This is a genomic window from Micromonospora profundi, from assembly GCF_011927785.1.
Classification (GTDB): domain Bacteria; phylum Actinomycetota; class Actinomycetes; order Mycobacteriales; family Micromonosporaceae; genus Micromonospora; species Micromonospora profundi.
Genome location: NZ_JAATJK010000001.1, coordinates 6,839,479 through 6,864,834, shown reverse-complemented (window position 1 = coordinate 6,864,834; position 25,356 = coordinate 6,839,479). Strand labels below are relative to the sequence as shown.

21 protein-coding genes are annotated in these 25,356 nt (G+C 70.1%); 11 read left to right on the top strand and 10 right to left on the bottom strand.

What is annotated here, in order from left to right; all coding sequences use genetic code 11:
* Window positions 1-19 precede the first annotated feature (19 nt).
* A complete protein-coding gene (gene valS / locus F4558_RS30845) occupies window positions 20-2,584 on the top strand; it encodes a valine--tRNA ligase (RefSeq protein ID WP_167947069.1) in 2,565 nt (854 codons plus the stop codon).
* A 60-nt stretch (window positions 2,585-2,644) separates the two neighbouring features.
* Here the strand turns inward: valS and F4558_RS30840 are convergent, their stop codons facing one another.
* The 5 genes from F4558_RS30840 to F4558_RS30820 all read right to left on the bottom strand — a co-directional run bounded on the left by F4558_RS30840 (window position 2,645) and on the right by F4558_RS30820 (window position 6,884).
* A complete protein-coding gene (locus tag F4558_RS30840; protein WP_053660629.1) occupies window positions 2,645-3,289 on the bottom strand; it encodes a hypothetical protein in 645 nt (214 codons plus the stop codon).
* A gap of 93 nt (window positions 3,290-3,382) precedes the next feature.
* Window positions 3,383-4,093, bottom strand: coding sequence for an ABC transporter permease subunit (locus tag F4558_RS30835; RefSeq protein ID WP_053660464.1), 711 nt, complete (start codon window positions 4,091-4,093; stop codon window positions 3,383-3,385).
* A 67-nt stretch (window positions 4,094-4,160) separates the two neighbouring features.
* Window positions 4,161-5,072 carry an ABC transporter ATP-binding protein gene (locus F4558_RS30830; protein WP_053660467.1) on the bottom strand — a complete coding sequence of 304 codons (912 nt, stop codon included), beginning with the start codon at window positions 5,070-5,072 and terminating at the stop codon, window positions 4,161-4,163.
* Window positions 5,072-5,977, bottom strand: coding sequence for an ABC transporter permease (locus tag F4558_RS30825; RefSeq protein WP_053660468.1), 906 nt, complete (start codon window positions 5,975-5,977; stop codon window positions 5,072-5,074). The genes F4558_RS30830 and F4558_RS30825 overlap by 1 nt, the downstream gene beginning before the upstream one ends.
* A complete protein-coding gene (locus tag F4558_RS30820; protein ID WP_053660471.1) occupies window positions 5,970-6,884 on the bottom strand; it encodes an ABC transporter ATP-binding protein in 915 nt (304 codons plus the stop codon). Before F4558_RS30820 ends, F4558_RS30825 begins: the two co-directional genes overlap by 8 nt.
* A 238-nt stretch (window positions 6,885-7,122) precedes the next feature.
* Between F4558_RS30820 and F4558_RS30815 the strand changes: the two genes are divergently transcribed.
* The 4 genes from F4558_RS30815 to galT all read left to right on the top strand — a co-directional run bounded on the left by F4558_RS30815 (window position 7,123) and on the right by galT (window position 12,263).
* A complete protein-coding gene (locus F4558_RS30815) occupies window positions 7,123-8,637 on the top strand; it encodes a glycosyltransferase family 2 protein (RefSeq protein ID WP_167947067.1) in 1,515 nt (504 codons plus the stop codon).
* Window positions 8,638-8,725: 88 nt separating this feature from the next.
* Entirely contained in the window at window positions 8,726-10,255 is a 1,530-nt protein-coding gene (cysC, locus tag F4558_RS30810) for an adenylyl-sulfate kinase (protein ID WP_167947065.1), read from the top strand.
* A 110-nt stretch (window positions 10,256-10,365) separates the two neighbouring features.
* Window positions 10,366-11,190: a DeoR/GlpR family DNA-binding transcription regulator gene (locus F4558_RS30805; protein WP_053660475.1), complete on the top strand. Its 825-nt coding sequence runs from the start codon at window positions 10,366-10,368 to the stop codon at window positions 11,188-11,190.
* Window positions 11,187-12,263 (top strand): galactose-1-phosphate uridylyltransferase, encoded by a 1,077-nt coding sequence (gene galT, locus F4558_RS30800; protein ID WP_053660477.1) that lies wholly within the window; start codon window positions 11,187-11,189, stop codon window positions 12,261-12,263. Before F4558_RS30805 ends, galT begins: the two co-directional genes overlap by 4 nt.
* A gap of 326 nt (window positions 12,264-12,589) precedes the next feature.
* Here the strand turns inward: galT and F4558_RS30795 are convergent, their stop codons facing one another.
* Window positions 12,590-13,807, bottom strand: a complete 1,218-nt coding sequence (locus tag F4558_RS30795) for an NADP-dependent isocitrate dehydrogenase (RefSeq protein ID WP_053660478.1) — start codon at window positions 13,805-13,807, stop codon at window positions 12,590-12,592.
* Window positions 13,808-13,945: 138 nt separating this feature from the next.
* On the opposite strand from F4558_RS30795, the gene F4558_RS30790 reads away from it, so the two are divergent.
* Window positions 13,946-14,743, top strand: a complete 798-nt coding sequence (locus F4558_RS30790; RefSeq protein WP_053660481.1) for an MBL fold metallo-hydrolase — start codon at window positions 13,946-13,948, stop codon at window positions 14,741-14,743.
* A gap of 78 nt (window positions 14,744-14,821) precedes the next feature.
* On the opposite strand, the gene F4558_RS30785 is transcribed toward F4558_RS30790, so the two are convergent.
* Together F4558_RS30785 and F4558_RS30780 are read right to left on the bottom strand one after the other, a co-directional pair.
* Window positions 14,822-15,772: a malate dehydrogenase gene (locus F4558_RS30785; protein WP_053660483.1), complete on the bottom strand. Its 951-nt coding sequence runs from the start codon at window positions 15,770-15,772 to the stop codon at window positions 14,822-14,824.
* A gap of 151 nt (window positions 15,773-15,923) precedes the next feature.
* Window positions 15,924-16,784 (bottom strand): bifunctional methylenetetrahydrofolate dehydrogenase/methenyltetrahydrofolate cyclohydrolase, encoded by an 861-nt coding sequence (locus F4558_RS30780; RefSeq protein WP_053660485.1) that lies wholly within the window; start codon window positions 16,782-16,784, stop codon window positions 15,924-15,926.
* Window positions 16,785-17,219: 435 nt separating this feature from the next.
* Here F4558_RS30780 and F4558_RS30775 point away from each other — a divergent pair, with 435 nt between their 5' ends.
* The 5 genes from F4558_RS30775 to F4558_RS30755 all read left to right on the top strand — a co-directional run bounded on the left by F4558_RS30775 (window position 17,220) and on the right by F4558_RS30755 (window position 22,984).
* Window positions 17,220-18,821, top strand: coding sequence for a peptide ABC transporter substrate-binding protein (locus F4558_RS30775; protein WP_053660487.1), 1,602 nt, complete (start codon window positions 17,220-17,222; stop codon window positions 18,819-18,821).
* A gap of 198 nt (window positions 18,822-19,019) precedes the next feature.
* Window positions 19,020-19,958: an ABC transporter permease gene (locus F4558_RS30770; RefSeq protein WP_053660488.1), complete on the top strand. Its 939-nt coding sequence runs from the start codon at window positions 19,020-19,022 to the stop codon at window positions 19,956-19,958.
* Window positions 19,959-19,976: 18 nt separating this feature from the next.
* Window positions 19,977-20,933: an ABC transporter permease gene (locus tag F4558_RS30765; RefSeq protein WP_053660490.1), complete on the top strand. Its 957-nt coding sequence runs from the start codon at window positions 19,977-19,979 to the stop codon at window positions 20,931-20,933.
* A 7-nt stretch (window positions 20,934-20,940) separates the two neighbouring features.
* Window positions 20,941-21,969, top strand: a complete 1,029-nt coding sequence (locus F4558_RS30760; RefSeq protein WP_053660492.1) for an ABC transporter ATP-binding protein — start codon at window positions 20,941-20,943, stop codon at window positions 21,967-21,969.
* Window positions 21,953-22,984: an ABC transporter ATP-binding protein gene (locus tag F4558_RS30755; RefSeq protein WP_053660494.1), complete on the top strand. Its 1,032-nt coding sequence runs from the start codon at window positions 21,953-21,955 to the stop codon at window positions 22,982-22,984. The genes F4558_RS30760 and F4558_RS30755 overlap by 17 nt, the downstream gene beginning before the upstream one ends.
* A gap of 137 nt (window positions 22,985-23,121) precedes the next feature.
* Here the strand turns inward: F4558_RS30755 and purH are convergent, their stop codons facing one another.
* Window positions 23,122-24,693 carry a bifunctional phosphoribosylaminoimidazolecarboxamide formyltransferase/IMP cyclohydrolase gene (gene purH, locus F4558_RS30750; RefSeq protein ID WP_167947063.1) on the bottom strand — a complete coding sequence of 524 codons (1,572 nt, stop codon included), beginning with the start codon at window positions 24,691-24,693 and terminating at the stop codon, window positions 23,122-23,124.
* Window positions 24,690-25,304, bottom strand: a complete 615-nt coding sequence (gene purN / locus F4558_RS30745; protein ID WP_053660498.1) for a phosphoribosylglycinamide formyltransferase — start codon at window positions 25,302-25,304, stop codon at window positions 24,690-24,692. The genes purH and purN overlap by 4 nt, the downstream gene beginning before the upstream one ends.
* Window positions 25,305-25,356 lie beyond the last annotated feature (52 nt).

The window sequence follows — 25,356 nt, the reverse complement described above, 5'->3', positions numbered from 1 at the left end:
CGGTGCCTACGATCGCAGGATGACCGATACGGCGAGGACCGCCCGCGCCGGCGTCCCCGAGCGTCCGACTTTGGACGGGCTCGAGGAGAGCTGGGCGCGCCGCTGGCAGGAGGAGGGCACGTACGCGTTCGACCGCTCGAAGAAGCGCGCCGACGTGTACGCCATCGACACCCCGCCGCCGACCGTATCGGGCGAGCTGCACATGGGTCACGTCTTCTCGTACACGCACACCGACACCGTCGCGCGGTACCAGCGGATGCGCGGCAAGGCGGTCTTCTATCCGATGGGCTGGGACGACAACGGGCTGCCCACCGAACGTCGCGTGCAGAACGTGTACGGGGTGCGCTGCGATCCGGCGCTGCCGTACGACCCTGTGTGGCGGCCGCCGGCGACGCCTGTCGACGACGCGGCACGCCGGGACCCCACTCCCATCTCGCGGCGCAACTTCATCGAGTTGTGCGAGCGGTTGACGGTCGCCGACGAGCAGGTCTTCGAGGCGCTATGGCGGCGGCTCGGGCTCTCGGTGGACTGGTCGTTGACGTACACGACGATCGGCAGGGTGGCCCGCGCGACAAGTCAGCGGGCGTTCGTGCGCAACCTGCTGCGCGGTGAGGCGTACCAGGCGGAGGCGCCGACGCTGTGGGACGTCGGCTTCGCCACCGCCGTCGCCCAGGCGGAGCTGGAGGACCGGGAGCGCCCCGGCGCCTACCACCGGCTGCGGTTCAGCGGCCCGGCCGGGCGTGAGGTGCTCATCGACACCACCCGACCCGAGTTGCTGCCGGCCTGCGTGGCGCTCGTCTGCCACCCCGACGACGAGCGGTACGCCGACCTGGTTGGCGGCACGGTGCGCAGCCCGCTGTTCGACGTCGAGGTGCCGGTGCACGCCCACCCGCTCGCCGACCCCGCGAAGGGCACCGGCGTCGCCATGGTCTGCACGTTCGGCGACCTGAGCGACGTGACGTGGTGGCGCGAGCTGCGGTTGGACACCCGTGTGGTGATCGGCCGGGACGGTCGTCTGCTTCCCGAGCCGCCGGCCGGTGTGCCGGCGCAGCCGTACGCGGCGCTGGCCGGGCAGACCGTCAACGGCGCCCGCCGGGAGATCGTCGGGATGCTCGCCGACGCGGGTGACCTGATCGGCGAGCCCCGCCCGATCACGCACCCGGTGAAGTTCTACGAACGCGGCGACCGGCCGCTGGAGATCGTGTCGACCCGACAGTGGTATCTGCGCAACGGCGGCCGGGATGCTGAGCTGCGGGCGACGCTGCTGGCCCGGGGTGGGGAGCTGCGCTGGGTGCCGGCGCACATGAAGCACCGCTACGACCACTGGGTGGGCGGCCTGACCGGGGACTGGCTGGTCAGCCGCCAGCGTTTCTTCGGTGTGCCGGTGCCTGTGTGGTACCGGCTCGACGACGCTGGCGAGCCGGACTGGTCCCACCCTCTCACGCCGGACGAGTCGGCGCTGCCGGTCGATCCGTCCAGTGATCCGGCACCCGGCTACGACGAGTCACAGCGCGGCCAGCCCGGCGGTTTCGTCGGCGACCCGGACGTGCTGGACACCTGGGCCACCTCGTCGCTGACCCCGCAGATCGTCGGCGGTTGGGAGACCGACCCGGCGCTGTTCGCGCAGGTCTTCCCGATGGACCTCCGTCCGCAGGGGCAGGAGATCATCCGGACCTGGCTCTTCTCCAGCGTGGTCCGCTCGCACTTCGAGCACGGGGTGCTGCCGTGGCGGGACACAGTGCTCTCGGGTTGGATCCTCGACCCGGACCGCAAGAAGATGGCCAAGTCCAAAGGGAACGTGGTCACCCCTCTGGCGCTGCTGGAGCAGCACGGCTCGGACGCGGTGCGCTACTGGGCGGCAAGCGGCAAACCCGGCATGGACCTGGCCTTCGACCCCGCACAGATCAAGGTCGGTCGACGGCTGGCCACCAAGCTGCTCAACGCGTCGAAGTTCGCCCTCGGGCTGGGCGCCGCCGACGCGTTGCGCGCCCCGGCGACCACCGCGCTGGACCGCGCCATGCTCGCCGAACTGGCCACCGTGGTCACCGCCGCGGGCACCGCCTTCGACGCGTACGACCACACTGCCGCGTTGCAGGTGACCGAGGCGTTCTTCTGGCGGTTCTGCGACGACTACATCGAGTTGGTGAAGGAGCGCGCGTACGGCACGGGCGCGGCTGCCGACTCGGCACGGGCGGCTTTGGCCTCGGCGCTGTCGGTGCAACTGCGGCTGTTCGCCCCGGTGCTGCCGTACGTCACCGAGGAGGTCTGGTCGTGGTGGCGGTACGGGTCGGTGCACCGCGCGCCGTGGCCCACCATGTACGAGGTGGCGTCGACGATCGAAGGCGCGGGCGATCCGGCGCTGCTGCGGCTGGCCGGCGACGCGCTGAGCCAGGTGCGACGGGCCAAGTCGGAGCGGAAGCTGTCGATGAAGGCTGAGGTGCCGCTGGCCGAGGCGCTCGGCCCTGCCGAACTGCTGGAGCAGCTCACGCTTGTCGCCGACGACCTGCGCGCGGCCGGTCGGATCGGCAAGCTCGACCTGCTGCCCGACCGCACCCCGGAACTCGTCATCGCCTGCGCCTTCTGACCTGCAAGGAAGGGCCCCCTGTTAACGCCTGGTGCATAAAAGGGGGCCCTTCCTAACAGCTCACCAGCCGCGCAGGAAGCGCAACCCGAGCAGGAACGCGATCACCGCCGGCCCCACCAACAGCGTGATCGCCTGGAGGCGGTACGGCATCCGGTGCCGGGTCAACTCCCCCGCGTTGCCCAGCACGATGGCCCCGGCCAGCATCAGGAACGCTCCCCACCAGCCGGTCTCCAGCCGGATCAGGTCCACCCGGATCAGTTGCAGTGTCACACCGAGCAGCACGGCGGTAAGCGCGAGCAGGGCCACCGCCCGGTGCAGGCCGCGGGCCAGCGGGTCGGCCGCCCGCCACCCGTAGGTGCCGGCGACCGCCAGGCAGGGCAGCACCACAAGTAGGGGCCAGCCCAGCCCCATCACCCCGAACATCAGCAGCGCGCCCACCGCGAACACGAGGCCACCGACGCACGCGAGCATGTAACCGCCGAAGGCCCGACCTCCGCCCCGGGCCAGCAGCGGCCCACCGCTGGCGGCCATCAACGCGGCCGGGATCAGGATGAACACCGCCCACCAGTGAAACCGGCCGATGCCCTGGGCCGCCGTGGTGACGATGGCACAGGCCAGCCCGGCGGCTGCCAGGCTGGTCAGCCAGGGCCGGCTGCTCCGGGAGTACGGCTCAGTCAACGACGTCCGCTCCGCTTCGACGATCACGTCCACCAGCCTCGCCCGGCGTGGCCCGGCCGGTCCATCCGGCCAGCCCTACCGCCGTGGGGTGGCTGGCCGGAACACCGCCTCGCACCGGCCTCAGCTCGTCTCGCCAGCCACGCTGAACGACCGCAGGCGGTCGATGGCCAGCACCGTGAAGCCGACGCTCACCAACGCGGTCATCACCGACGCCACAGGCACCGACACGCTGGTCTCCAGCAGCCCTGTGGGTGCGAGCCGGTCGGCCAGGGCGATCACGTACTGCTGGATCGAGAGCACCTTCGTTCCGCTGACGAAGTTGCCGAGCAGCCCCTCCCAGATCAGCACGTAGACCAGGCCGAGAAGCACCGGCCGCCGGGTGACCAGGCTGAGCGCGAGGAAGAACGCCGAGTACGCGAGCGCGCCGAGCGCTGCCGCCGCGGCCAGCGCCAGGCCGAGGCGTACCGAATCGGCAAGCACGCCCGCGACGTAGAGCGGCACCGCGACGGTGGCCGCTGTGACCCCGGCGGACACCGCGAGCTTCGGCAGGACGATCTGCCAGCGCGGCAGCGGCTTGGTGAGGATGTGCACCACGGTGCCGTCGTCGATCTCGGCACCGAGCACGCCGGTGCCGATGATCAGCGCGACGACCGGCAGCACGACCGCCAGACCGAGACCGACAAGCACCGGCGGACCCCACTGACCCGGGTCGACGCCCAGCGAACGGCAGAGCACGGCCAGACCGAGCAGCACCAGTGGCAGCGGGAGCAGCAGCAGGAACCGGCGCCGGCCGAACAGCCCGCGTGCGGTGATCCAGGTAATTGTCGACATCTCAGCTTCTTTCGTTCGTGACTGCGGGGCTCACTCGCTGCGCTCGTTCACTCCTCGCACTCACCGGTCAGGCCTCCACGAGATAGGAGAAAACGCTCTCCAGGGACTCATCCGACGGCACCAGTTGGCGCACCCGAATGCCCCGGGTCAGCGCGATCCGGGGCAGCGCCCGGGTGAACGCCCCGTAGTCGCCGGCCCGCACGGTCAGCCCGGTGCGGTCCAGCTCGACACCGTTCACCGACTCCTCGCCGATCAGCGCCACGGCCAACGCCCTGTCGTCGGTGGAGCGCACCGCGAAGACGTGCGGACGGTTGGTCATCAGCCTGCGGATGGTGCGGAAGTCACCGGAGGCGGCGAGCCGACCGGCCACCATCACCTGCACCGTGCCGGAGATCTGCTCGACCTCCTCCAGGATGTGCGAGCTGAACAGGATGGTCCGGCCGGCATCGCCCAGCTTGTGCAGCAACTCCATCATGTGCAGCCGCTGGCGCGGGTCCATGCCGTTGAACGGCTCATCGAGCAGCAGCACCTGCGGGTCGTGCACCATGGCGGCGGCCACCCGGGCCCTCTGCCGCATGCCCTTGGAGTACGTGCCGATCCGCCGGTCCTGCGCCGACTCCAACTCCACAAGGTCGATGGCCCGGCGGGCCGCCGCCGCCGGGTCGGGCAGCCGGTGCAGCTTCGCGCTCGCCAGCACGAACTCGTATGCGCTGAGGAAGCTCTGCACCGCCTCCCGCTCGCTGACCAGCCCCAGCCGGCGGTACACGTCGGGGTTACGCCAGGTCGGCTGGTCGTCGAGGGTCACCGTGCCGCGCGACGGGGAGAGGAACCCGGCCATCATGTGCAGCAGCGTGGTCTTGCCGGCGCCGTTCGGGCCGAGCAGACCGGTCACGCCGGGCCCGAGATCCATGCTGATGTCGTTGACGGCGACCACGTTGCCGTACCACCGGGACACCCCGGTCAGGCTCAGCGTGCTCATCAGGATGCGACCTTCCGGTAGCGGGCCAGCAGGAGGGCGGTCGCACCGGCGACCAGCAGCACCGCGGCCAGGGCGTAGACCGGACCGAAGTCACCGATCATCGCGCCGCCCTGCCCGTTCTCGACAAGCAGGTCGCCGAGCGACCAGATGCCGACGCCCTGCACGAGGGTGGAGGGCGAGGCCAGGCCGGCCAGTTCGTTTGCAGTCGTCGACGGCAGGATGCTCAGCGTGCCCACGATCGGTGTGGTCATCAGGAAGACCGCCACCACGCCTCCGGCCGCGAACGCGCGCTTGCCGGTCAGCGACGCGACAAGGAGCCCGATCGAGGCGAAGACCACCGCCCACAGCCCGGCGTAGAGCAGCCCGGGGAGCAGGTCGAGCAGTTCGTTCCAGACGCCGCTCATGCCCTCCTTGGTGGTGAACGCCGCACCGAGGAACATCACCAGCTGCGGCCCGCCCAGCAGCAGCCACAGCGCTGTGACGAGTGCCAGCAGCTTGGCCAGCGCGTAGTCGTTGCGCGGCAGCGGCCGGGAGAAGTACAGCGGCAGCACCCCGCTGCGCAGGTCCCGCGAGACCAACTCCGGCGCGGCCACCGCCACGAAGAAGATGACGAGCCAGCTCATCGAGTCGGCGAACTGGGCGTACGTGGCGACCGGCTCGCCGATCTGGCTGCGTACCGCCGTCAGGGCCACGGCCACCAGGGTGACGATCCCGACCACGAGCCACGGAAAGATCTTGGCCTTGACGCTGCGTCCGAAGCCGAACGTGGTGCGCAGGCCGTGTACGTAGAGCGCGCCGAAGACGTGCCGACGGCCCAGCCGTGGCCCCGTGTAGCGCTGGTAGCCGATGTCGTGGATGACACCTGTGGGCGTGGACCGCACTGCGGCGGATGACGGCTCAGGCATGGGAGAGCTCCCTCGTGGCGAAGAGTTCGGCCACCCGGTGCCGGCGCTGGTCCAGTCGGTGCAGTGGCAGGTCCAACTCGGCGACCGCACCGAGGATCAGGTCGTAGGTGCTGTCGTCGGCGAGCGGTACGAGCAGCAGCCGCCCGTCCCGCGCCACCGGCAGGTCGAGTGCGGCCAGCCGGGCGGCCAACTCCTCGGTGCCCTCGCTGACCTCGACGGCGAGCACGTCGGTGGCCGAGGTCATCGCGGAGATGCGGTCGGCGCGCAGCAGCCGGCCGCCGTCGATGGCGACAAGCGTGTCGCAGATCCGCTCGACCTCGCCCAGCAGGTGCGAGCACACAAGCACGGAGATGCCGAACTCGGTGCCGATGCGGTGCACAAGCGCCAGCATGGCGTCCCGGCCGGCCGGGTCCAGCCCGTTCGTCGGCTCGTCGAGCAGCAACAGGTCGGGGTCGTGCACAAGCGCCTGGGCCAGCTTGACCCGCTGCTTCATGCCTGTGGAGTAGCCGCCCACCGGACGGTAGCGCTCCTCGTAGAGCCCGACGTGGCGCAGCGCCTCGGAGGCGCGTTCGCGGGCCGTGGTGCGGGGTAGGCCACTCATCCGGCCGAGGTGCGTCACCAGTTCGGCGGCGGACAGGTCCGGCGGGAGACAGTCGTGCTCGGGCATGTAGCCGACGCGGGCGCGGACCGCCGCCGGATCGGCGGTCGGGTCGATGCCGAGCACCGAGACCTGACCGCTGGTCGGGGGAATCAGGCCGAGCAGGATCTTGATCAAGGTGGACTTGCCTGCGCCGTTCGCGCCCACCAGACCGATGATCCCGGGCTCGACGGCAACGGTGAGGTCGGCGAGTGCGGTGACCCGACCTCCGTACGTCTTGGTGAGCGACTGGGTCGCTATCAGTGTCACGACGTCAGCGTATGGAGTCGATGCCCCCGAGGGACACCGGCGCGCCCCCGGTGCTCCCCTGATCCTCGCGACAGTTCGACCCCTAAGGTCCGTCGCGTCAACACGGGACGTTTGCGCCGGTCCGGGCACGCCGTGACACCCCGCCGCGAAAATCGCCGATCCCGGATGGCACGATTCACATTCCGTTCACCGGACGGTGTCCCCGAGGACATTCGGCCGCCGACGCGGGAGGATCGCGATGGTCGAGGCTGGCGCCCCCAAGGTCAGTGTCGTCGTACCTGCCTACAACAGCGGACGGCACATCGAGAAGCTGGTGTCGTCACTGCTGCGGCAGTCGCTGCCCGCCGGCGAGTTCGAGGCGGTCTTCGTCGACGACGGATCGACCGACGACACCGCCGAACGGTTGGACCGGCTGGCCGCCACACACGAGCACATCCGGGTGCTGCACATCGAGAACTCGGGCTGGCCGTCGCGTCCCCGCAACGTGGGCATCGAGCACGCCCGCGGCGAGTACGTCTTCTTCGCCGACGACGACGACTGGTTCGCCGACCAGGCGCTGGAGCGGCTCTACGACTGCGCGAAGACGTACGACGCGGACGTGGTGATCGGCAAGATGGCCGGGCACGGACGCGGTGTGCCCCGGGAGTTGTTCCGCAAGAACCGCTTCGACGCCACCCTGTCCAACGCCCCGCTCATCGACAGCCTCACCTGCCACAAGCTGTTCCGCCGTTCGTTCCTGCTCGAGCACGGGCTGCGGTTCCCGGAGGGCGGCAAGCGGCGGCTCGAGGACCACTCGTTCGTCGTTCGGGCCTACTTCAAGTCGCGCCGCACCTGCGTGCTGTCCGACTACACCTGCTACCACCACGCCCAGCGAGGTGACAGCCGCAACGTCACTGCGGCGCTGATGGAGCCGTCGAGCTACTTCGCGAGTGTGCGGGACGCGCTGGACGTCGTCGACGCCAACACCGAGCCGGGTCCGCTGCGTGACCGGCTGCACCGGCGGTGGCTGCGCAACGAGATGACCAACCGACTGCGTGGCAAGCGGATGCTGGAGGCTCCGGAGGACTGGGTGGAGCAGGTCGCCCTGGAGGTCCAGAAGATCATCCAGGATCGGTTCGCGCCGGGTGTGGCCGCCGGCCTGCCGCCCCTGCAACGGGCCGTGGCCTACCTGGCCGGGCAGGGCCGGGTCGCTGACCTGCGCCGACTGGCCCGCTGGGAGGCGGGCGTCGCCGGGCACAGCCGGATCGACGACCTCCGGCCCAGCGAGCACGCCGTCGCCGTCACCGTCGCCGCCGAACTGCGCTCCGGAGGCCAGCCCATCGGCTTCCGCAGCGACGACGAGCGGGACGTACTGGTGCTCCCGGTCGACGAGATCGACGCCGAGATCCTCGACGCCACCCAGCAGGTCCGCAAGGCGCGGCTGGACCTGGTCGCCCGCCGCCGGGAGACCGGTGACGAGATCTTCCTCCCGGTGACCTTCGAGACCGAGCGGGTCGGTGACCAGGCCGCCGGGGAGATCATCCACCTCGTGCACCGGGCCACCACGACGATCGACTTCCGTTCCCTCAACGGCGGCCGGACCCGGGGCAGCTGGCTCATCAAGGCACGGATCACCAATGCCGGGTGGACGGAGGACTCGCCGCTGCCGTTGATCTTCGTCTGCCGCGCCGACGGTGCCCGTCCGCGCATCCGCGACGAGAGGAAAGTCTGGAACCGGCTACGGTCTGCGGTGGGTCGCCGGGTCCGCCGCTGACCGACCCGCCCGGCTCGTGGAGTGGCGGCCTCGACCGATCGGCGGTGGGCTGCGAAACTGTGTGCCAATCACCGAGTGGGGGGTGTTGATGAGCAACGGCTGGGTGCTTCCCGACGAGGTGCTCCGGGACGCGCCGGCGTACACGCCGCGTCCCGGTGAGCTCGCGGATCTGGAGCTGCTGCTGACCGGTGCGTACGCCCCCCTGACCGGCTTCATGACCCGCGCCGACCTGGTGTCGGTGAGTCGTCGTGGCCGCCTTGCCGACGACACCCCGTGGCAGGTGCCGGTGACCCTCCAGGTGCCGAGCGCGCTCGCGCAGGGCTTCGATCCGCGCGACCCGGCCCGCCGGGCTCTTGTGCTCACCGACGGCGAGGGCGCTCCGGCGGCCGCCCTGGACGTGGTGGACGTCTGGTCGGTCCGCGAGGGCGTGGCCGGAGTCGGCGGTCAGGTGCAACGGCTCGGCGACGGCGGTCACGGCCCGTTCCAGCGGCTGCGCCGCAGCCCGGAGGAGGTCCGTGCGCTGCTGCCCCCGGGCCGGGTGCTGGGTGTCATCGCCGATCGGCCACTGCACCGGCCGCAGTTGGCCCAGATCGCGCACGCCGCCCGTACGCTGGCCGCGCACCTGCTGGTGATGATCCCGGTCGGTGAGGGCGGCGTCGGTGGGCTCGCGCCGGAGGCGCTGGTGCGTGCGATCTTCGCCGCCCGGGACCGGATGCCACCGGCGACCCTTGTGGCGGTGCCCCTCTCGCACCGGCGGGACGAGATCAGCGATGCCCTGCTGCGCGCCCGGGTCTCCGCCGCGTACGGGGTGACCCACCTGCTCTCCACCGGGGAGATGCTCTCCGGCGCCGGGCTGCGGGTGCTGGTGCCCCGCGAGTTGGCGTATGACAACCGGGACGGGCAGTGGCGCTGGCGGGACGACATCCCGCCGCGTAACCGCCGCCTGGCGCTGACCCAGGGCGAGATCGACGACCTGCTCGACAGGGGTTTCCCGCTGCCCGAGTGGCACACCCCTCCCGCGGTGGCGAAGGAACTGGCCCGTGCCCGGCCGCCGCGCCGGCACCGGGGCCTTGTGGTCTTCCTGACCGGGCTGTCCGGCTCCGGCAAGTCCACGATCGCCCGCGGGCTGGCGGACGCGCTGCGGGAGAACGGCGACCGCACTGTGACACTGCTCGACGGGGACGTGGTGCGCCGGGAGCTCTCCGCCGGGCTCGGCTTCAGCAAGGCCGACCGGGATCTCAACGTGCGGCGGATCGGCTGGGTGGCGGCGGAGATCGCCCGGCATCGTGGGGTGGGCATCTGCTGCCCGATCGCCCCGTACGCGGCCGCGCGGGCGACCGCCCGGGAGATGGCGCTGGCCGCCGGGGCGGGCTTCATGCTGGTGCACGTCGCCACGCCGCTGGAGGTGTGTGAGCAGCGGGACCGCAAGGGCCTGTACGCGCGGGCCCGGGCCGGCCTGCTCACCGGGATGACTGGCATCGACGACCCGTACGAGGTGCCGACCGACGCCGATCTGGTGCTCGACACCACCGATCTGAGCGTGGCGGACGCGGTGGAGGCTGTGCTGCACCATCTCACCGAGACCGGGTGGGTGGAGCTCAAGATCCCGTCCGCCTGAGTCGTCGGCCACCCCTTTCCTCCATCACCTCGGCGTTCGCGCTAGTGTTCGTCTTTGTTGGAACACGTTCGAGCGCGTGAGAGTGCGTGGCGCCGGGGAGGAAACGCGAGATGTTCGCTCAACAGCGGCAGGCGGCCATCCTGGATCGGGTCCGCTCGGCCGGCGGGGTGCGGGTCAGTGACCTGGCCACCGAGTTCGGCGTCTCCGACATGACCATCCGGCGTGACCTGGAGGCGCTCGACGAGCGCGGCCTGCTGGCCAAGGTGCACGGCGGCGCCACCGCGACAGGCCCCAGCTCGACCGACGAGCCGGGTTTCCGCGCCAAGTCGGTGCGTCAACTGGCGGAGAAGGCCGCGATCGCGGACCGGGCGGCGAAGATGGTCCGGCCGGGTGCGGCGATCGCGCTGTCCGCCGGCACCACTACCGCCGAGCTGGCCCGAAGGCTGGTGGACGTTCCCGGCCTGACCGTGGTGACCAATTCGCTGCCGGTGGCCGAGGTCCTGCACGCCGCCGGTCGATCCGACCAGACGGTGGTGCTCACCGGCGGTGTGCGTACGCCCTCGGACGCCCTCGTCGGGCCGCTCGCTGTCGACGCCATCCGGACGCTGCACCTGGACCTGCTGTTCCTCGGGGTGCACGGCATCACCGAGCGGGCCGGCTTCACCACCCCGAACCTCATGGAGGCGGAGACCGACAGGGCGCTGGTGGCTGCGGCCGACCGGCTGGTGGTGCTCGCCGACCACACCAAGTGGGGCACTGTGGGCATCTCCTCGATCGTCGAACTGGCAGCGGCGCACGTACTGGTCAGCGACGACCGGTTGCCCCCGCCCGCACGACGGGCACTCGGCGAACAGGTGGGCGAACTGGTCATGGTGAAGGCAACGGGGGCGGGCCGCGCGACGCGCACGCCGACGAGTGAGGGGGCGGCGCAGTGAAGCGCACCGCGATCGACCTGGCCGACGGCCGGGAGCTGATCTACTTCGACGAGAACGACGACGCCGTCCGCGACCAGCCCGACCGCCGGGACCTGCCGCCACCGCCGCCCGCCTCGCAGCTGCGCTACGACCCGCTGACCGACGAGTGGGTGGCCGTCGCCGTACACCGGCAGACCCGCACCTTCCTCCCGCCCGCCAACGAGTGCCCGCTGGACCCGTCGGTCGGCGACCGGCTCACCGAGATCCCGGCCCCCGACTACGACGTGGTGGTCTTCGAGAACCGGTTCCCGTCGCTGAGTGGCCGGGTCGCCGACGAGCCCGGCGAGATCACCCCGTTCACGCCGGTCCGGCCCGGCCTGGGCAGGTGCGAGGTGGTCTGCTTCACGTCGGATCACAACGCGTCCTTCGCCAGCCTCCCCCCGCGCCGTGTCCGCACCGTCCTGGACGCGCTCGCCGACCGCACCGAGGTGCTCGGCGAGCTGCCCGGCGTGGAGCAGGTGTTCTGCTTCGAGAACCGGGGCGTCGAGATCGGTGTCACCCTGCACCACCCGCACGGGCAGATCTACGCGTACCCCTTCGTGACGCCGCGCACCCGGGCGCTGCTGGCCGCGGCACGGCGGCACGCGGAGCGGACCGGCGGGGGCAACCTGTACGCCGACGTGCTGGCCGCCGAGCGCGCCACAGGTGACCGCGTGGTCGTCGAGAACGACCACTGGACCGCGTTCGTGCCGGCGGCCGCCCGCTGGCCGTTCGAGGTGCACGTCGCGCCGCGCCGGGTGGTGCCGGACATCCCGGCGCTTGACGACGACGAGCGGGAGGCCTTCGGCCCGCTGTATCTGGACCTGTTGCGCCGCTTCGACGGGCTGTTCGACATGCCGATGCCCTACATCGCGGCGTGGCACCAGGCGCCCGTCCGAATCGACCGCGAGTTGGGCCACCTGCACCTTCAGCTGTTCAGCATCCGGCGGGCCGCCGACAAGCTGAAGTATCTGGCCGGCTCCGAGTCGGGGATGGGCGTCTTCATCAACGACATCTCCCCCGAGCGGGCCGCCGACCTGCTGCGCGCCGCCTGAAGGAAGGGCCCCCTGTTAACGCCTCATGCATAGGAAGGGTCCCTTCCTAACGCCTAACGCCTGGGGAACAGGGCGCGGGGGGCCCGGGACAGGGCCCCCCGCAGGGAAGGGACGGCTGGCTGTGCACGCCACAGCCGGGAAGGCTGCCTGATCGGCACACACGCAGCGGGTCGACCGCGGTCAACCTTCCGTGGACGCGACTGGCATCTCGTCCACCCTGGTCAACGAGGCGCGCCGGAGGCGGTGACGCGGGAGGCGTGTCCCCTGCCAGACAAGCCGGAGCCCGCCGGCTCGTGCCGGCGGGCTCCGCTTCTGGTACGGCTGGATCAGCCAGCGATCTTGCGAGCCAGGTTCTCGTCGAGCGCGTTCATGAACTCGTCGGTGGTCAGCCACGGCGCGTCGCGCGAGATGAGCAGCGCGAGGTCCTTGGTCATCTGGCCGCCTTCGACGGTGTCGACGATGACCTGCTCCAGGGTGTTGGCGAACTCGGTCACCGCCGGCGTGCCGTCCAGCTTGCCCCGGTGGGCGAGGCCCCGGGTCCAGGCGTAGATCGACGCGATCGGGTTGGTCGAGGTCTTCTCGCCCTTCTGGTACTGCCGGTAGTGCCGGGTGACAGTGCCGTGCGCGGCCTCGGCCTCGACGGTGCGGCCGTCCGGGGAGAGCAGGACCGAGGTCATCAGACCCAGCGAGCCGAAGCCCTGCGCGACGGTGTCGGACTGCACGTCACCGTCGTAGTTCTTGCAGGCCCAGACGTAGCCGCCCTCCCACTTGAGCGCGGCGGCGACCATGTCGTCGATCAGCCGGTGCTCGTAGGTGATGCCGGCGGCGTCGAACTCGGCCTTGAACTCGTTCTCGAACACCTCGGCGAAGATGTCCTTGAACCGGCCGTCGTACGCCTTGAGGATGGTGTTCTTGGTGGACAGGTAGACCGGGTAGTTGCGGTCCAGGCCGTACCGGAACGAGGCGCGGGCGAAGTCCCGGATCGACTCGTCGTAGTTGTACATGCCCATGGCGATGCCGCCGCCGGGGAAGTTGGCGACCTCCATCTCCATCGGCGCGCCGCCGTCGGCCGGGGTGTAGGTGATGGTCACCGTGCCCGGGCCGGGGACGACGAAGTCGGTGGCCTTGTACTGGTCACCGTGGGCGTGCCGGCCGATGATGATCGGCTTGGTCCAGCCGGGGACCAGCCGCGGCACGTTGGACATGATGATCGGCTCGCGGAAGACGACGCCGCCGAGGATGTTGCGGATGGTGCCGTTGGGCGACCGCCACATCTTCTTCAGGCCGAACTCCTCCACCCGGGCCTCGTCCGGGGTGATGGTCGCGCACTTGACGCCGACGCCGTGCTCCTTGATGGCGTTGGCGGCGTCAACGGTGACCTGGTCGTCGGTCTCGTCGCGGTGCTGGATCGACAGGTCGTAGTAGTGCAGGTCGACGTCGAGGTAGGGCAGGATCAGCTGCTCCCGGATCTGCTTCCAGATAATCCGGGTCATCTCGTCGCCGTCGAGCTCCACGACCGGGTTGTTTACCTTGATCTTCGCCATCGGCCGGCGCTCCTCTCGGGGGACACGTGCTCAAGCAGTACGAGCGTACTGCAAATGGGCCGGCAGCCCCCACCCGGCCTGGACCGACCGGGAAAAACCGGGCTGCACGGCGCAGGAGTTCCCTGGCACCATCACCCGATGCCTCTGAGCCGCACCCTCGGGTCTATCACGGTCACCGCACTCACCGACGGGGAGGGTCCGTTCTTCCAGCCCCGCGCCGAGGCGTTTCCGGAGGCCACTGCGGCGCACTGGCGCGAAGCCGACCGGCGCGACCCCGGCTCGGTGACCGCCGACGGGCGGTGGTGGCTGCCGTTCCGCAGCTTCGCCCTGCGGGTCGGCGACGGGCCGGTCACCCTGGTCGACGCCGGCATCGGGCCGGCGGACTCCCCCGCCGCGAGCTGGGCGCCGGTGCCGGGCCGGCTGCCGGCCGAACTGGCGGCGGCCGGCATCGACCCGGACGACGTGCACGCCGTCGTGCTCACCCATCTGCACACGGACCACGTCGGCTGGGCGGTGACCGGCACCCCGGGGCGGCCGCACTTCCCGAACGCGAGCTACCTGGTGCAGCGGGCCGAACTGGACGCCCTGGAGGTGATCAATCCCGGGCTGCGGGCCAGCCTGGTCGCGCCGTTGCGCGCCGCCGGCCAGCTCCGGGTGGTCGACGGCGAGACCACGCTCACTCCCGGGGTACGACTGTTGCCCACCCCCGGGCACACTCCCGGCCACCAGTCGGTGCTGCTGGAGGCCGCCGACGATCGGATGCTTGTCACCGGCGACCTGCTGGTGCACGCCGTGCAACTGGTCGACCCCGACCTGGCGTACGCCCACGAGGAGGATCCGGACGACGCCCGCCGCTCCCGCACCGGGCTGCTCGGCACCCTCTCCCCGGTCATCCTCGCCACGCCGCATCTGGGTGACCCGTTCACCGGGCACTGACACCTCGGGCCGTATCTGGACGAGCGAAGGGCCCGCCGGGGATGCCGGCGGGCCCTTCGTCAACGGTTGGTGCGGTTGTCACATGCTGGCGACGTCGCCCTGCTTGGCGCGGACGGCCTCGGCGGCCTCCTTGAGGCTGGCCAGCTCGTCGGCGTCCAGGTCGGTCTCGACGACCCGCTTGACGCCCTCGGCGCCGATCTCGGCCTCGACACCCAGGTAGACGCCGGAGATGCCGTACTCGCCGTCGACCCACGCGCAGACCGGCATGACCGCGCCGGAGTCCTCGGCGACGGCCTTGGCCATCCGGGCGGCGGCGGCGGACGGCGCGTAGTACGCCGAACCGGTCTTGAGCAGCGCGACGACCTCGGCGCCACCGTTGCGGGTCTTGACGACCAGCTCCTCGATCTGCGCGGCCGGCATCGCGTCACGCAGCGGCTTGCCGTTGACGGTGCTCTTCGAGGGCACCGGCACCATGGTGTCGCCGTGCGAGCCCAGGGTGAGCGTCCGTACGGACGCCACCGGGACGCTCAGCGCCTCGGCGACGAAGTTGGTGAACCGGGCGCTGTCCAGCATGCCGGCCTGGCCGAGCACCCGGTTCTTCGGGAACTGGGTGGCCAGCTGGGCCAGGGCGGTCATCTCGTCCAGCGGGTTGGAGACCACGATGACCACGGCGTTCGGGGCGTACTTGGCCACGTTCTCGGACACCTGCCGGACGATCTTGGCGTTGGTCTCGAGCAGGTCCATCCGGCTCATGCCGGGCTTGCGCGGCAGGCCGGCGGTGATCACCACGACGTCGGAGCCCTCGATGGCCTCGTAGCCCTCGCCGTTCGGGCCGGTGGTCGCGCCGACGACCTTGGTCTCGAAGCCCTCGATGGCCCGCGACTGGTTGAGGTCCAGGGCGAGTCCCGCGGGCTTGCCCTCCACGATGTCGGTGATCACGACGGTGTCGAAGACGTCGTACTCGGCCAGGCGCTGTGCGGTGGTGGAGCCGTAGAAGCCAGCCCCGACGACAGTGACCTTCTTACCCATGGTCGTCCCACTCCCTGCTACCAGTCGGTTTTCCGGACCGTATCAGTCATCCTGGCACCCATCAGGTCAGGGGCGGCGGACAACGGCGGGATGGGGCGAACGTCACCGCCGCGCGGTTCGACACCGTGCGGACGCACCTGCCCGGCGGCGGTCAACCGCGCTCTGCGCGCTCCACGACGTTGGTGAGCAGCATGGCCCGCGTCATGGGGCCGACACCACCGGGCATGGGAACCAGCCCACCGGCCGTCTCGGCCACCTCGGGATCCACGTCACCGGTGTAGCGACCCTTGCCGTCCTGGCCGATCACCCGGGTGATGCCCACGTCGACGACCACAGCGCCGGGCCGGATCATGTCGGCGGTGAGCAGACCGGGTACGCCCGCCGCGACGATCACGATGTCGGCGGCCCTGGTGTGCGAGGCGAGGTCGAGCGTGCCGGTGTGGCAGAGCGTCACCGTGGCGTTCTCGCTGCGCCTGGTGAGCAGCAGGCCGAGCGGGCGGCCGACGGTGTTGCCCCGGCCGACAACCGCCACTGTCGCGCCGCGCAGCGCCACCTCGTGCCGTCGGAGCAGCTCCACGATGCCGCGCGGGGTGCAGGGCAGCGGCCCGTCGTAGCCGAGCACGAGTCGCCCCAGGTTGACCGGGTGCAGACCGTCGGCGTCCTTGTCCGGGTCGATCAGCTCCAGCACCCGCTGGGTGTCGAGGTGGGCCGGCAGCGGCAGTTGGACGATGTAGCCGTGGCACGCCGGGTCGGCGTTCAGTTCGGCCAGGACGTCGTCGACCTGCTGCTGAGTGGCGTCGGCCGGCAGCTCCCGCCGGATCGAGGCGATGCCGACCTCGGCGCAGTCACGGTGTTTGCCGTTGACGTACGCCTGGCTGCCGGGATCCGCACCGACCAGGACCGTGCCCAACCCGGGGATGATGCCGCGTTCCGCGAGTGCCTTCACGCGTATCCGCAGCTCGTCCTTGATCTCCGCCGCGGTCGCCTTGCCGTCCAGAAGCGTCGCCGTCACGAGCAGATCGTCTCATGTCCGGCACCTGCCCTTCAGACGACCTCGCTGGACGGGCACCGGGACCCGCATTAGTAACGGATAGTGACTCACCTCTCGTCACGTTCGGTGACTTTCTGTGGACCTGGTCACGCGGCGGACCGGTCAGAGTGAGCGGTCGGGCAGAGCCCGGACGACGAACCGAGCATTGGCGAATCCGGGCCACACGAACACAGCAGGTATCTGACCCGACTCGAGTATGTCCAGCTCCGGACCTTGGAGTCCGGTTCGATTCAGCCGGCTGTCGCGTGCGTCACACGGCAAAGTATTCCGAGCGTTATGCACCCGCTACCGGGCCGTTGTCGACGACCGGTAGCGCGACCTACCGTTACCGCTTGTTGCGCAGCGTAAACCCAGCGTCGGGCCTGACTGCGCAGCGTGAGGAGATGAGGAGGCACAATGCGAGTTCGTAGACTCGCCGCCTGGACCGCCCTCCCGCTCGCGGTGACGCTGGGCCTCGCGGCCTGCGGCAGCGGCGGAGACGGTGGGTCCGGCGGAAGCGGAAGCTCAGCGGTCAGCATCCAGATCAGCGAGCCGAAGCACCTGGTTCCCACAAACACCACCGAGACGTCGGGTGCGCAGGTCCTCGCCGGCCTGTTCAGCCCGCTCGTCGACTACGACGCCCAGAACAAGCCCTACGAGGTCGCGGCAGAGTCGGTGACGTCGTCCGACAACAAGGTCTGGACGATCAAGCTCAAGGACGGCTTCACCTTCCACAACGGTGAGAAGGTGACGTCCGAGGACTACATCAACGCCTGGAACTACGGCGCGTACGCCCCCAACGGCCAGGACAGCAACTACTTCTTCGAGAAGATCGCTGGCTACGCCGACCTGCAGGGCAAGGAGCCGAAGGCCAAGGAGATGTCCGGGCTGAAGAAGGTCGACGACCTCACCTTCACCGTGACGTTGTCCGAGCCGTACATCGACTTCAAGACGACGCTGGGCTACACCGCGTTCTTCCCCCTGCCGGACGCCGCGTTCTCGGCCCCGGGCGTGGTGAAGGACTCGTACGAGCAGGCCCCGATCGGGCAGGGCCCCTTCAAGATGAAGGGCTCCTGGCAGCACGACAGCAAGATCGAGGTCGAGCGGTACGACGCCTACCCGGGCGAGAAGCCCAAGGTCAAGAACGTCGAGTTCCGGATCTACCAGCAGCTCACCGCGGCCTACGCGGACGTCCTCGCAGACAACCTGGACGTGCTGCCCACGATCCCGACCGAGAGCCTGAGCACCGCGCCGAGCGACCTGGGCGACCGCTACCAGTCCAGCCCGATGTCGTCGTTCCAGTTCCTCGCGTTCCCGACGTTCGACAAGGACTACAGCAACCCGGACGTGCGCAAGGCCATCTCGATGGCGATCGACCGTGACGAGATCACCAAGTCGGTCTTCAAGGACTCGCAGGCGCCGGCACGTTCGTTCGTCTCGCCGGTGCTGCCGGGCTACCGGGACAACACGGCGGGTGCGGCCGGGGAGTTCAACCCGACCGAGGCCAAGAAGCTCTACCAGGCCGCCGGCGGCCCGTCGAAGATCGTCATCTCCTACAACGGCGACGGCGGCCACAAGGACTGGGTCGACGCCACAGTCAACCAGCTCAAGGCCAACCTGGGTGTCGACGCCGTCGGCTCGGCCGAGCCGAAGTTCGCCGACCTACTGACCAAGGTCGAGAACAAGCAGCCGGTGGGCGCCTTCCGGATGGGTTGGGTCATGGACTACCCGACCATGGAGGACTACCTCGGCCCGCTGTACAGCACGAACGGCTCGTCGAACTACTACGGCTACAGCAACCCGGAGTTCGACAGGCTCGTCAAGGAGGGTTCCGCCGCCAAGACGCAGGACGAGGCGATCGCCAAGTACCAGCAGGCGGAGGACATCCTGGCCAAGGACATGCCGGTGATCCCGCTCCGCTTCGGCGAGAACGTGTACGGCCACTCGTCCAAGGTCAAGAACGTCGAGATGGACCTGTTCCAGCGGGTCAACCTCATCAAGATCGAAGCGGCCAGCTGAGCTGACCGAGGTGCGGGCCACCCGAGCGACGACGCCCGGGTGGCCCGAACCGCGCGGTACCCGCCGGCCCGCTGACGCGGGCACGACAGCGGCGGTGCGGACCTCCACCGGGGCCGACGGCACATCTCCGATATTTCGGGTACGACCAGAGATGCCGTCCTGCGACCCTTTCGCATATTTCCGGAGAGACTGCTAAGCATGCTCCGCTACATCCTTCGGCGCCTCCTCCAGATGGTCCTGGCGTTCTTCGGGACCACCCTGATCGTCTACGCGCTGATGTTCGCCGGCCAGGGTGACCCCATCCAGGCGCTCGCTGGCGAACGGCCGGTGACGCCGGCCCAGCGGGCCTACCTGACGGAGAAGTACCACCTCGATGCGACAGGCGTCGGCGGCTTCTTCTACCGCTACTTCGACTACGTCAAGAACCTGCTCCAGGGCGACCTCGGCCAGTCCCTGACCGGCCGGCAGATCGGCGACATCCTCCAGGCAGCCTGGCCGGTCACAGTGAAGCTCGCGCTCATCGCGCTCGCCGTGGCGATCATCTTCGGCGTCAGCGCCGGCGTGATCGCCGGCATCCGCCGGGCCAGCATCTTCGACAACTCGACGCTGGTGCTGACACTGCTGGTGCTGGGCATCCCCACAATCGTGCTGGCGCCGCTCGCCCAGTACTTCCTCGGCGTCAAGTGGCAGCTCTTCCCGCCCACCGCCGGCTCCCAACCGACGTTCTACGCCCTGCTGCTACCGGGCATCGTGCTCGGCTCGCTGTCACTGGCCACCGCGCTGCGCCTGACCCGCACCTCGGTGGCCGAGAACCTCCGCGCCGACTACGTACGTACCGCCCGGTCCAAGGGCCTTGTCAAACGTCGCATCGTCACCGTCCACGTCCTGCGCAACTCGCTCATCCCGGTGGTCACCTTCCTCGGCGTGGAGCTGGGCAACCTGATGAGCGGCGCGATCATCACCGAGGGCGTCTTCAACATCCCCGGTGTGGGCTTCAACCTCTTCCGCGGCATCCGCACCGAGGACGGCCCCCTCGTGGTGGGCATCGTCAGCGTGCTCGTCGTGGTCTACCTGGTCTCGAACCTGCTGGTGGACGTCCTGTACGCCGTACTCGATCCGAGGATCCGCTATGAGTGAGCACAGCGAGGTGCCGGCATGAGTGACTTCGAGACGGTGGCCGCCACCGAGAACCAGGCGGCACGTCGCGGCCCCTCCGGTGAGCCCGGCGCACCCAACCAGGTCGACACGCCGCAGAGACCGCGCAGCCTGGCCGGCGACGCGTGGCGCGACCTGCGCCGCAACCCGATCTTCTGGATCTCGCTGACGCTTGTCGTCGTCTTCACCCTGATGGCCCTCGCCCCCGGCCTGTTCACGGCCAACAGCCCGAACGACTGCCTGCTGTCCCGGCAGCACGCCGGGCCGTCCGGCGGAGCCATCTTCGGGTACGACTTCCAGGGCTGCGACACGTACTCCCGGGCGGTCTACGGCACGCGGGCCTCGCTGCTTGTCGGCGCGCTCGCCGCGCTCGGCACCGGGGTGATCGCGCTGACGGTCGGCATGCTCGCCGGGTACTTCGGCCGTTGGATCGACGCGGTGCTCTCCCGGGTGATCGACGTGGTGCTCGGCATCCCGCTGCTGCTGGCGGCGATCGTGCTGCTCAAGCGCGTCTCCAGCGACAGCGAGAACGCCCGGATCGCCGCGGTGATCTTCGTCCTGGCCATCCTCGGCTGGACCACGGCAGCCCGCGTCGTCCGCTCCTCGGTCATCACCGCCAAGGAACAGGACTACGTGGCGGCGGCCCGGATGCTCGGCGCCGGCAACGGCCGGATCATGTGGCGGCACATCCTGCCGAACTCGTTGGCCCCGGCCATCGTGGTGCTGACGATCGCGCTCGGCTCGTTCATCGCCGCCGAGGCCACGCTGTCGTTCCTGGGCATCGGCCTGAAAGCGCCGACCATCTCGTGGGGCCAGGACATCGACACCGGCCGGATCCACATGCGGGAGGCGGCGATGCCGCTGATCGTCCCGTCGGCCTTCCTCGCGCTGACCGTGCTGGCGTTCATCATGCTCGGCGACGCGATCCGTGACGCCTTCGACCCGAAGCTGCGGTGAGATCCTCATGACCGTCCAACCGACGCCCGCCTCCGCCACACCCGAGGGCGGCCACCTGCTGGAGCTGCGGGACCTGCACGTCGAGTTCCGCACCAACGAGGGCGTGGCCCGGGTGATCAACGGCGTGTCGTACCACCTGGACGCCGGGGAGACCCTCGCGGTGCTCGGCGAATCCGGCTCCGGCAAGTCCGTCACCGCCCAGGCGATCATGGGCATCCTGGACACGCCGCCCGCCTTCGTCCGCTCCGGCCAGATCCTCTACCGGGGTCAGGACCTGCTCACCGGCTCCGAGGAGCAGCGCAGGCAGGTACGCGGCAAGGAGATCGCGATGATCTTCCAGGACGCGCTCTCGGCGCTGAACCCGGTCTTCCCGGTCGGCTGGCAGATCGGCGAGACACTGCGCCAGCGCGCCGGCATGTCCCGGAGCGACGCCCGCCGCCGGGCCATCGAACTCATGGACCTGGTCAAGATCCCCGGGGCCGCCAAGCGGGTCGGCGACTATCCGCACCAGTTCTCCGGCGGCATGCGGCAGCGCGTCATGATCGCCATGGCGCTGGCGCTCGACCCGAAGGTGCTCATCGCCGACGAACCCACGACTGCCCTCGACGTCACAGTGCAGGCCCAGATCATGGACCTGCTGGCCGACCTGCGCCGCGACCTCAACATGGCCATGATCCTGATCACCCACGACCTGGGAGTCGTCGCCGGCGTCGCGGACCGGATCGCCGTCATGTACGCCGGCCGGATCGTCGAGCACGCCGACGTCCGTTCGCTCTACAAGGCGCCCGCCCACCCGTACACGAAGGGGTTGTTGGAATCGATCCCGCGGATGGACGTCCGCGGCCAGGAACTGTCGACGATCAAGGGGTTGCCGCCGAACCTGATGCGCATCCCCTCCGGCTGCCCGTTCCACCCCCGCTGCCCGTACGTCCAGCAGGTCTGCGTGGACGTGGTGCCGCACGACCTGGTCCTCGGCGACGGCCGAACCAGCGCTTGCCACTTCGCGCAGGAGGTCCGTGATGACAGCGCCCGCTAGCCCCACGAAGGTCCGGGGCGAGACCATCCTCTCCGTCGACAACCTCGTGAAGCACTTCCCGATCACCCAGGGCGTGCTGTTCCAGAGGCAGATCGGCGCGGTGAAGGCCGTCGACGGTGTGAGCTTCGAGCTGCGCCGGGGCGAGACGCTCGGCGTGGTCGGCGAGTCCGGCTGCGGCAAGTCCACACTCGCCCGGCTGCTCATGCGGCTGGAGACACCCACCTCCGGGCGGGCCACCCTGGAGGGCAAGGACCTGTTCAAGGCCTCCGGCGGCGAGCTACGTCGACTGCGTCGCAACATGCAGATGGTCATGCAGGACCCGTACACCTCGCTGAACCCGCGGATGACCGTCGGCGACATCATCGGCGAGCCGTTCGAGATCCACCGTGACGCGGCACCCAAGGGCAGCAAGCAGAAGCGGGTCCAGGAGTTGCTTGACGTCGTCGGGCTCAACCCGGAGCACATCAACAGGTATCCGCACCAGTTCTCCGGCGGTCAGCGCCAGCGCATCGGCATCGCCCGTGCCCTCGCGCTGCGCCCCGAGGTGATCGTCTGCGACGAGCCGGTCTCCGCGCTCGACGTCTCCATCCAGGCCCAGGTGATCAACCTGCTGGAGCAGCTCCAGGACGAGTTCGGCCTTTCCTACATCTTCATCGCGCACGACCTGTCAGTGGTGCGGCACATCGCCGACCGGGTAGCGGTCATGTACCTCGGCCGGATCGTCGAGATCGGCACCGAGGACGAGATCTACGAGCGCGCCACCCACCCGTACACCCAGGCGTTGCTCTCGGCCGTGCCGGTGCCGGACCCGGAGGTACGCGACCAGCGCAACATGATCCGCCTGGTCGGCGACGTGCCCAGCCCGGCCGACCCGCCGAGCGGCTGCCACTTCCGCACCCGCTGCTGGAAGGCCCAGGAGATCTGCGCGGTCGAGGACCCGCAAACCGTGCCCCGCGCCGCGGACCCTCACCCGTCCGCCTGCCACTTCGCAGAACTACGCCCCGCAACCCCCTAACCTGTCCGCGCCCCGCATGTCGCGTCGATCATGGAGTTGTGGTGGGCGATTTCTCAGCCGATACCCCTTTTGCGGGGCACCACAACTCCATGATCGACGAGGTGGGGGGTGGGACGGGGCAGGGTGGGGCAGCGCGGTTAGTGGAAGAAGTGGCGGGTTTTGGTTAGGTACATCGTTACGTTGGCCTTCTTGGCCGCCGCGATTACCTCTTCGTCGCGGATCGAGCCGCCGGGCTGGACGATGGCACGGACGCCGGCGTCGATGAGGATCTGCGGGCCGTCGGCGAACGGGAAGAACGCGTCCGAGGCTGCCACCGAGCCGCGTGCCCGGTCGGCGCCGGCGCGGCTGACCGCGAGCTGCGCCGAGTCGACCCGGTTGACCTGACCCATGCCGACGCCGACTGTGGCGCCGTCCTTGGCGAGCAGGATCGCGTTGCTCTTCACCGCGCGCACCGCCCGCCAGGCGAACGCCAGGTCACGCAGCAGTTCCTCGTCCGCGGCCTCGCCGGTCGCCAACTGCCAGTTGGCCGGGTCGTCACCGAGAGCGTCCACCCGGTCGGCGACCTGGGTCAGCACGCCACCGGTCACCGGCCGCCACTCGACAGTCGCCGGGGTCCACACCGGCGCGCGCAGCAGGCGGATGTTCTTCTTGCCCTGCAACACCTCGACCGCGCCCTCGTCGAAGCCGGGAGCGACGACCACCTCGGTGAAAATCTCGGCCACCTGCTGGGCCAGCTCGACCGAGACCGGGCGGTTGACCGCGATCACGCCGCCGAACGCCGACACCGGGTCGCAGGCGTGCGCCCTGCGGTGCGCCTCGGCCACGTCCGCGCCCACGGCGATGCCACACGGGTTGGCGTGCTTGATGATCGCCACGGCCGGCTGGTCGGCGAAGTCGTTCGCGGCCCGCCAGGCGGCGTCCGCGTCGACGTAGTTGTTGTACGACATCTCCTTGCCGTGCAACTGCTCTGCCTGCGCCAGCCCTGCCGGGGCGTCCGGGTCGGTGTAGAGCGCGGCGGGCTGGTGCGGGTTCTCCCCGTAGCGCAGCACCGTCGACTTCCGCAGCGCCGTCCCCGCGAACGCCGGCCAGGAGTCGTCGGCCGGGGCCAGCTCCCGGGCACACCACTGGGCCACGGCCACGTCGTACTCGGCGATGTCGGCGTACGCGCGGGCGGCCAGCGCGCGGCGCTGGGCCAGTGTGAAGCCGCCCTCGCTGAGCGCGCCGAGCAGCGCCGGGTATCCCGCCGGGTCGGTCAGCACCGCCACCGAGGCGTGGTTCTTGGCGGCGGCCCGCACCATGGCCGGCCCACCGATGTCGATCTGCTCCACGCACTCCTCGACGCCGGCGCCGGAGGCGACCGTCGCCTGGAACGGGTAGAGGTTGGAGACCAGCAGGTCGAACGCCGCCACCCCCAGCTCGTCGAGCTGCGCCACGTGGGCGTCCTTGCGCAGGTCGGCGAGAAGACCAGCGTGCACCTTCGGGTGCAGAGTCTTCACGCGGCCGTCGAGCACCTCGGGAAAACCGGTCACCGTCTCCACCGGCGTCACCGGCACCCCGGCGGCGGCGATGGTGCCCGCCGTGCTGCCGGTGGAGACGATCTCCACACCGGCGGCGTGCAGGGCCTGCGCCAGCTCGACCAGCCCGGTCTTGTCGTAGACGCTGACCAGCGCCCGCCTGATCGGGCGGCGCCCGTCCTGAGTGGAACTCACGGAACCGTGACCTTCCTTCCGGTGATGGTCCAGCCTTCGCGGACCAGGCGGCCGACCTGCTCGACGAGCTGGCGGCGCTCAGCTTCCTTGATGCGCTCGGTGAGCGCGTCCACGTCGTCGTCGTCGAGCACCGGCACCGCGACCTGCGCCACGATCGGCCCGGTGTCCATGCCGGCGTCGACGAAGAAGAGCGTGGCCCCGGTGAGCTTCACGCCGTAGGCGAGGGCGTCCCGTGGGCCGTGGATGCCGGGAAACGCCGGCAGCAGGGTGTTGTGGGTGTTGAGGTAGCGGTCACCGAAGGCGGTAAGGAAATGCTCGCCGACAAGCTTGAGGAAGCCTGCGGAGATGACCAGGTCGGGCTGGTGCTTCGCGACGTGCGCGGTGAGCGCCCGGTCCCAGTCCTCCCGCGTCTCATGGTCGCCGACCCGCTCGACGAAGGTCGGCACACCCGCGGCCTCCGCCCGGTCCAGGCCCGCAATGCCGTCGCGGTCCGCGCCGACCGCCACCACCTGCGCGCCGTACGCGGGGTCGGCGGCGGCGTCCAGCAGTGCCTGCAGGTTGCTTCCGGAGCCGGAGACGAGGACGACGAGGCGGGCGGCGGACGCGGTCACCGGGCCACCCTATCGGGCAGGTCAGGACGCTCTCCGGCTGGGCGGCGCGCCG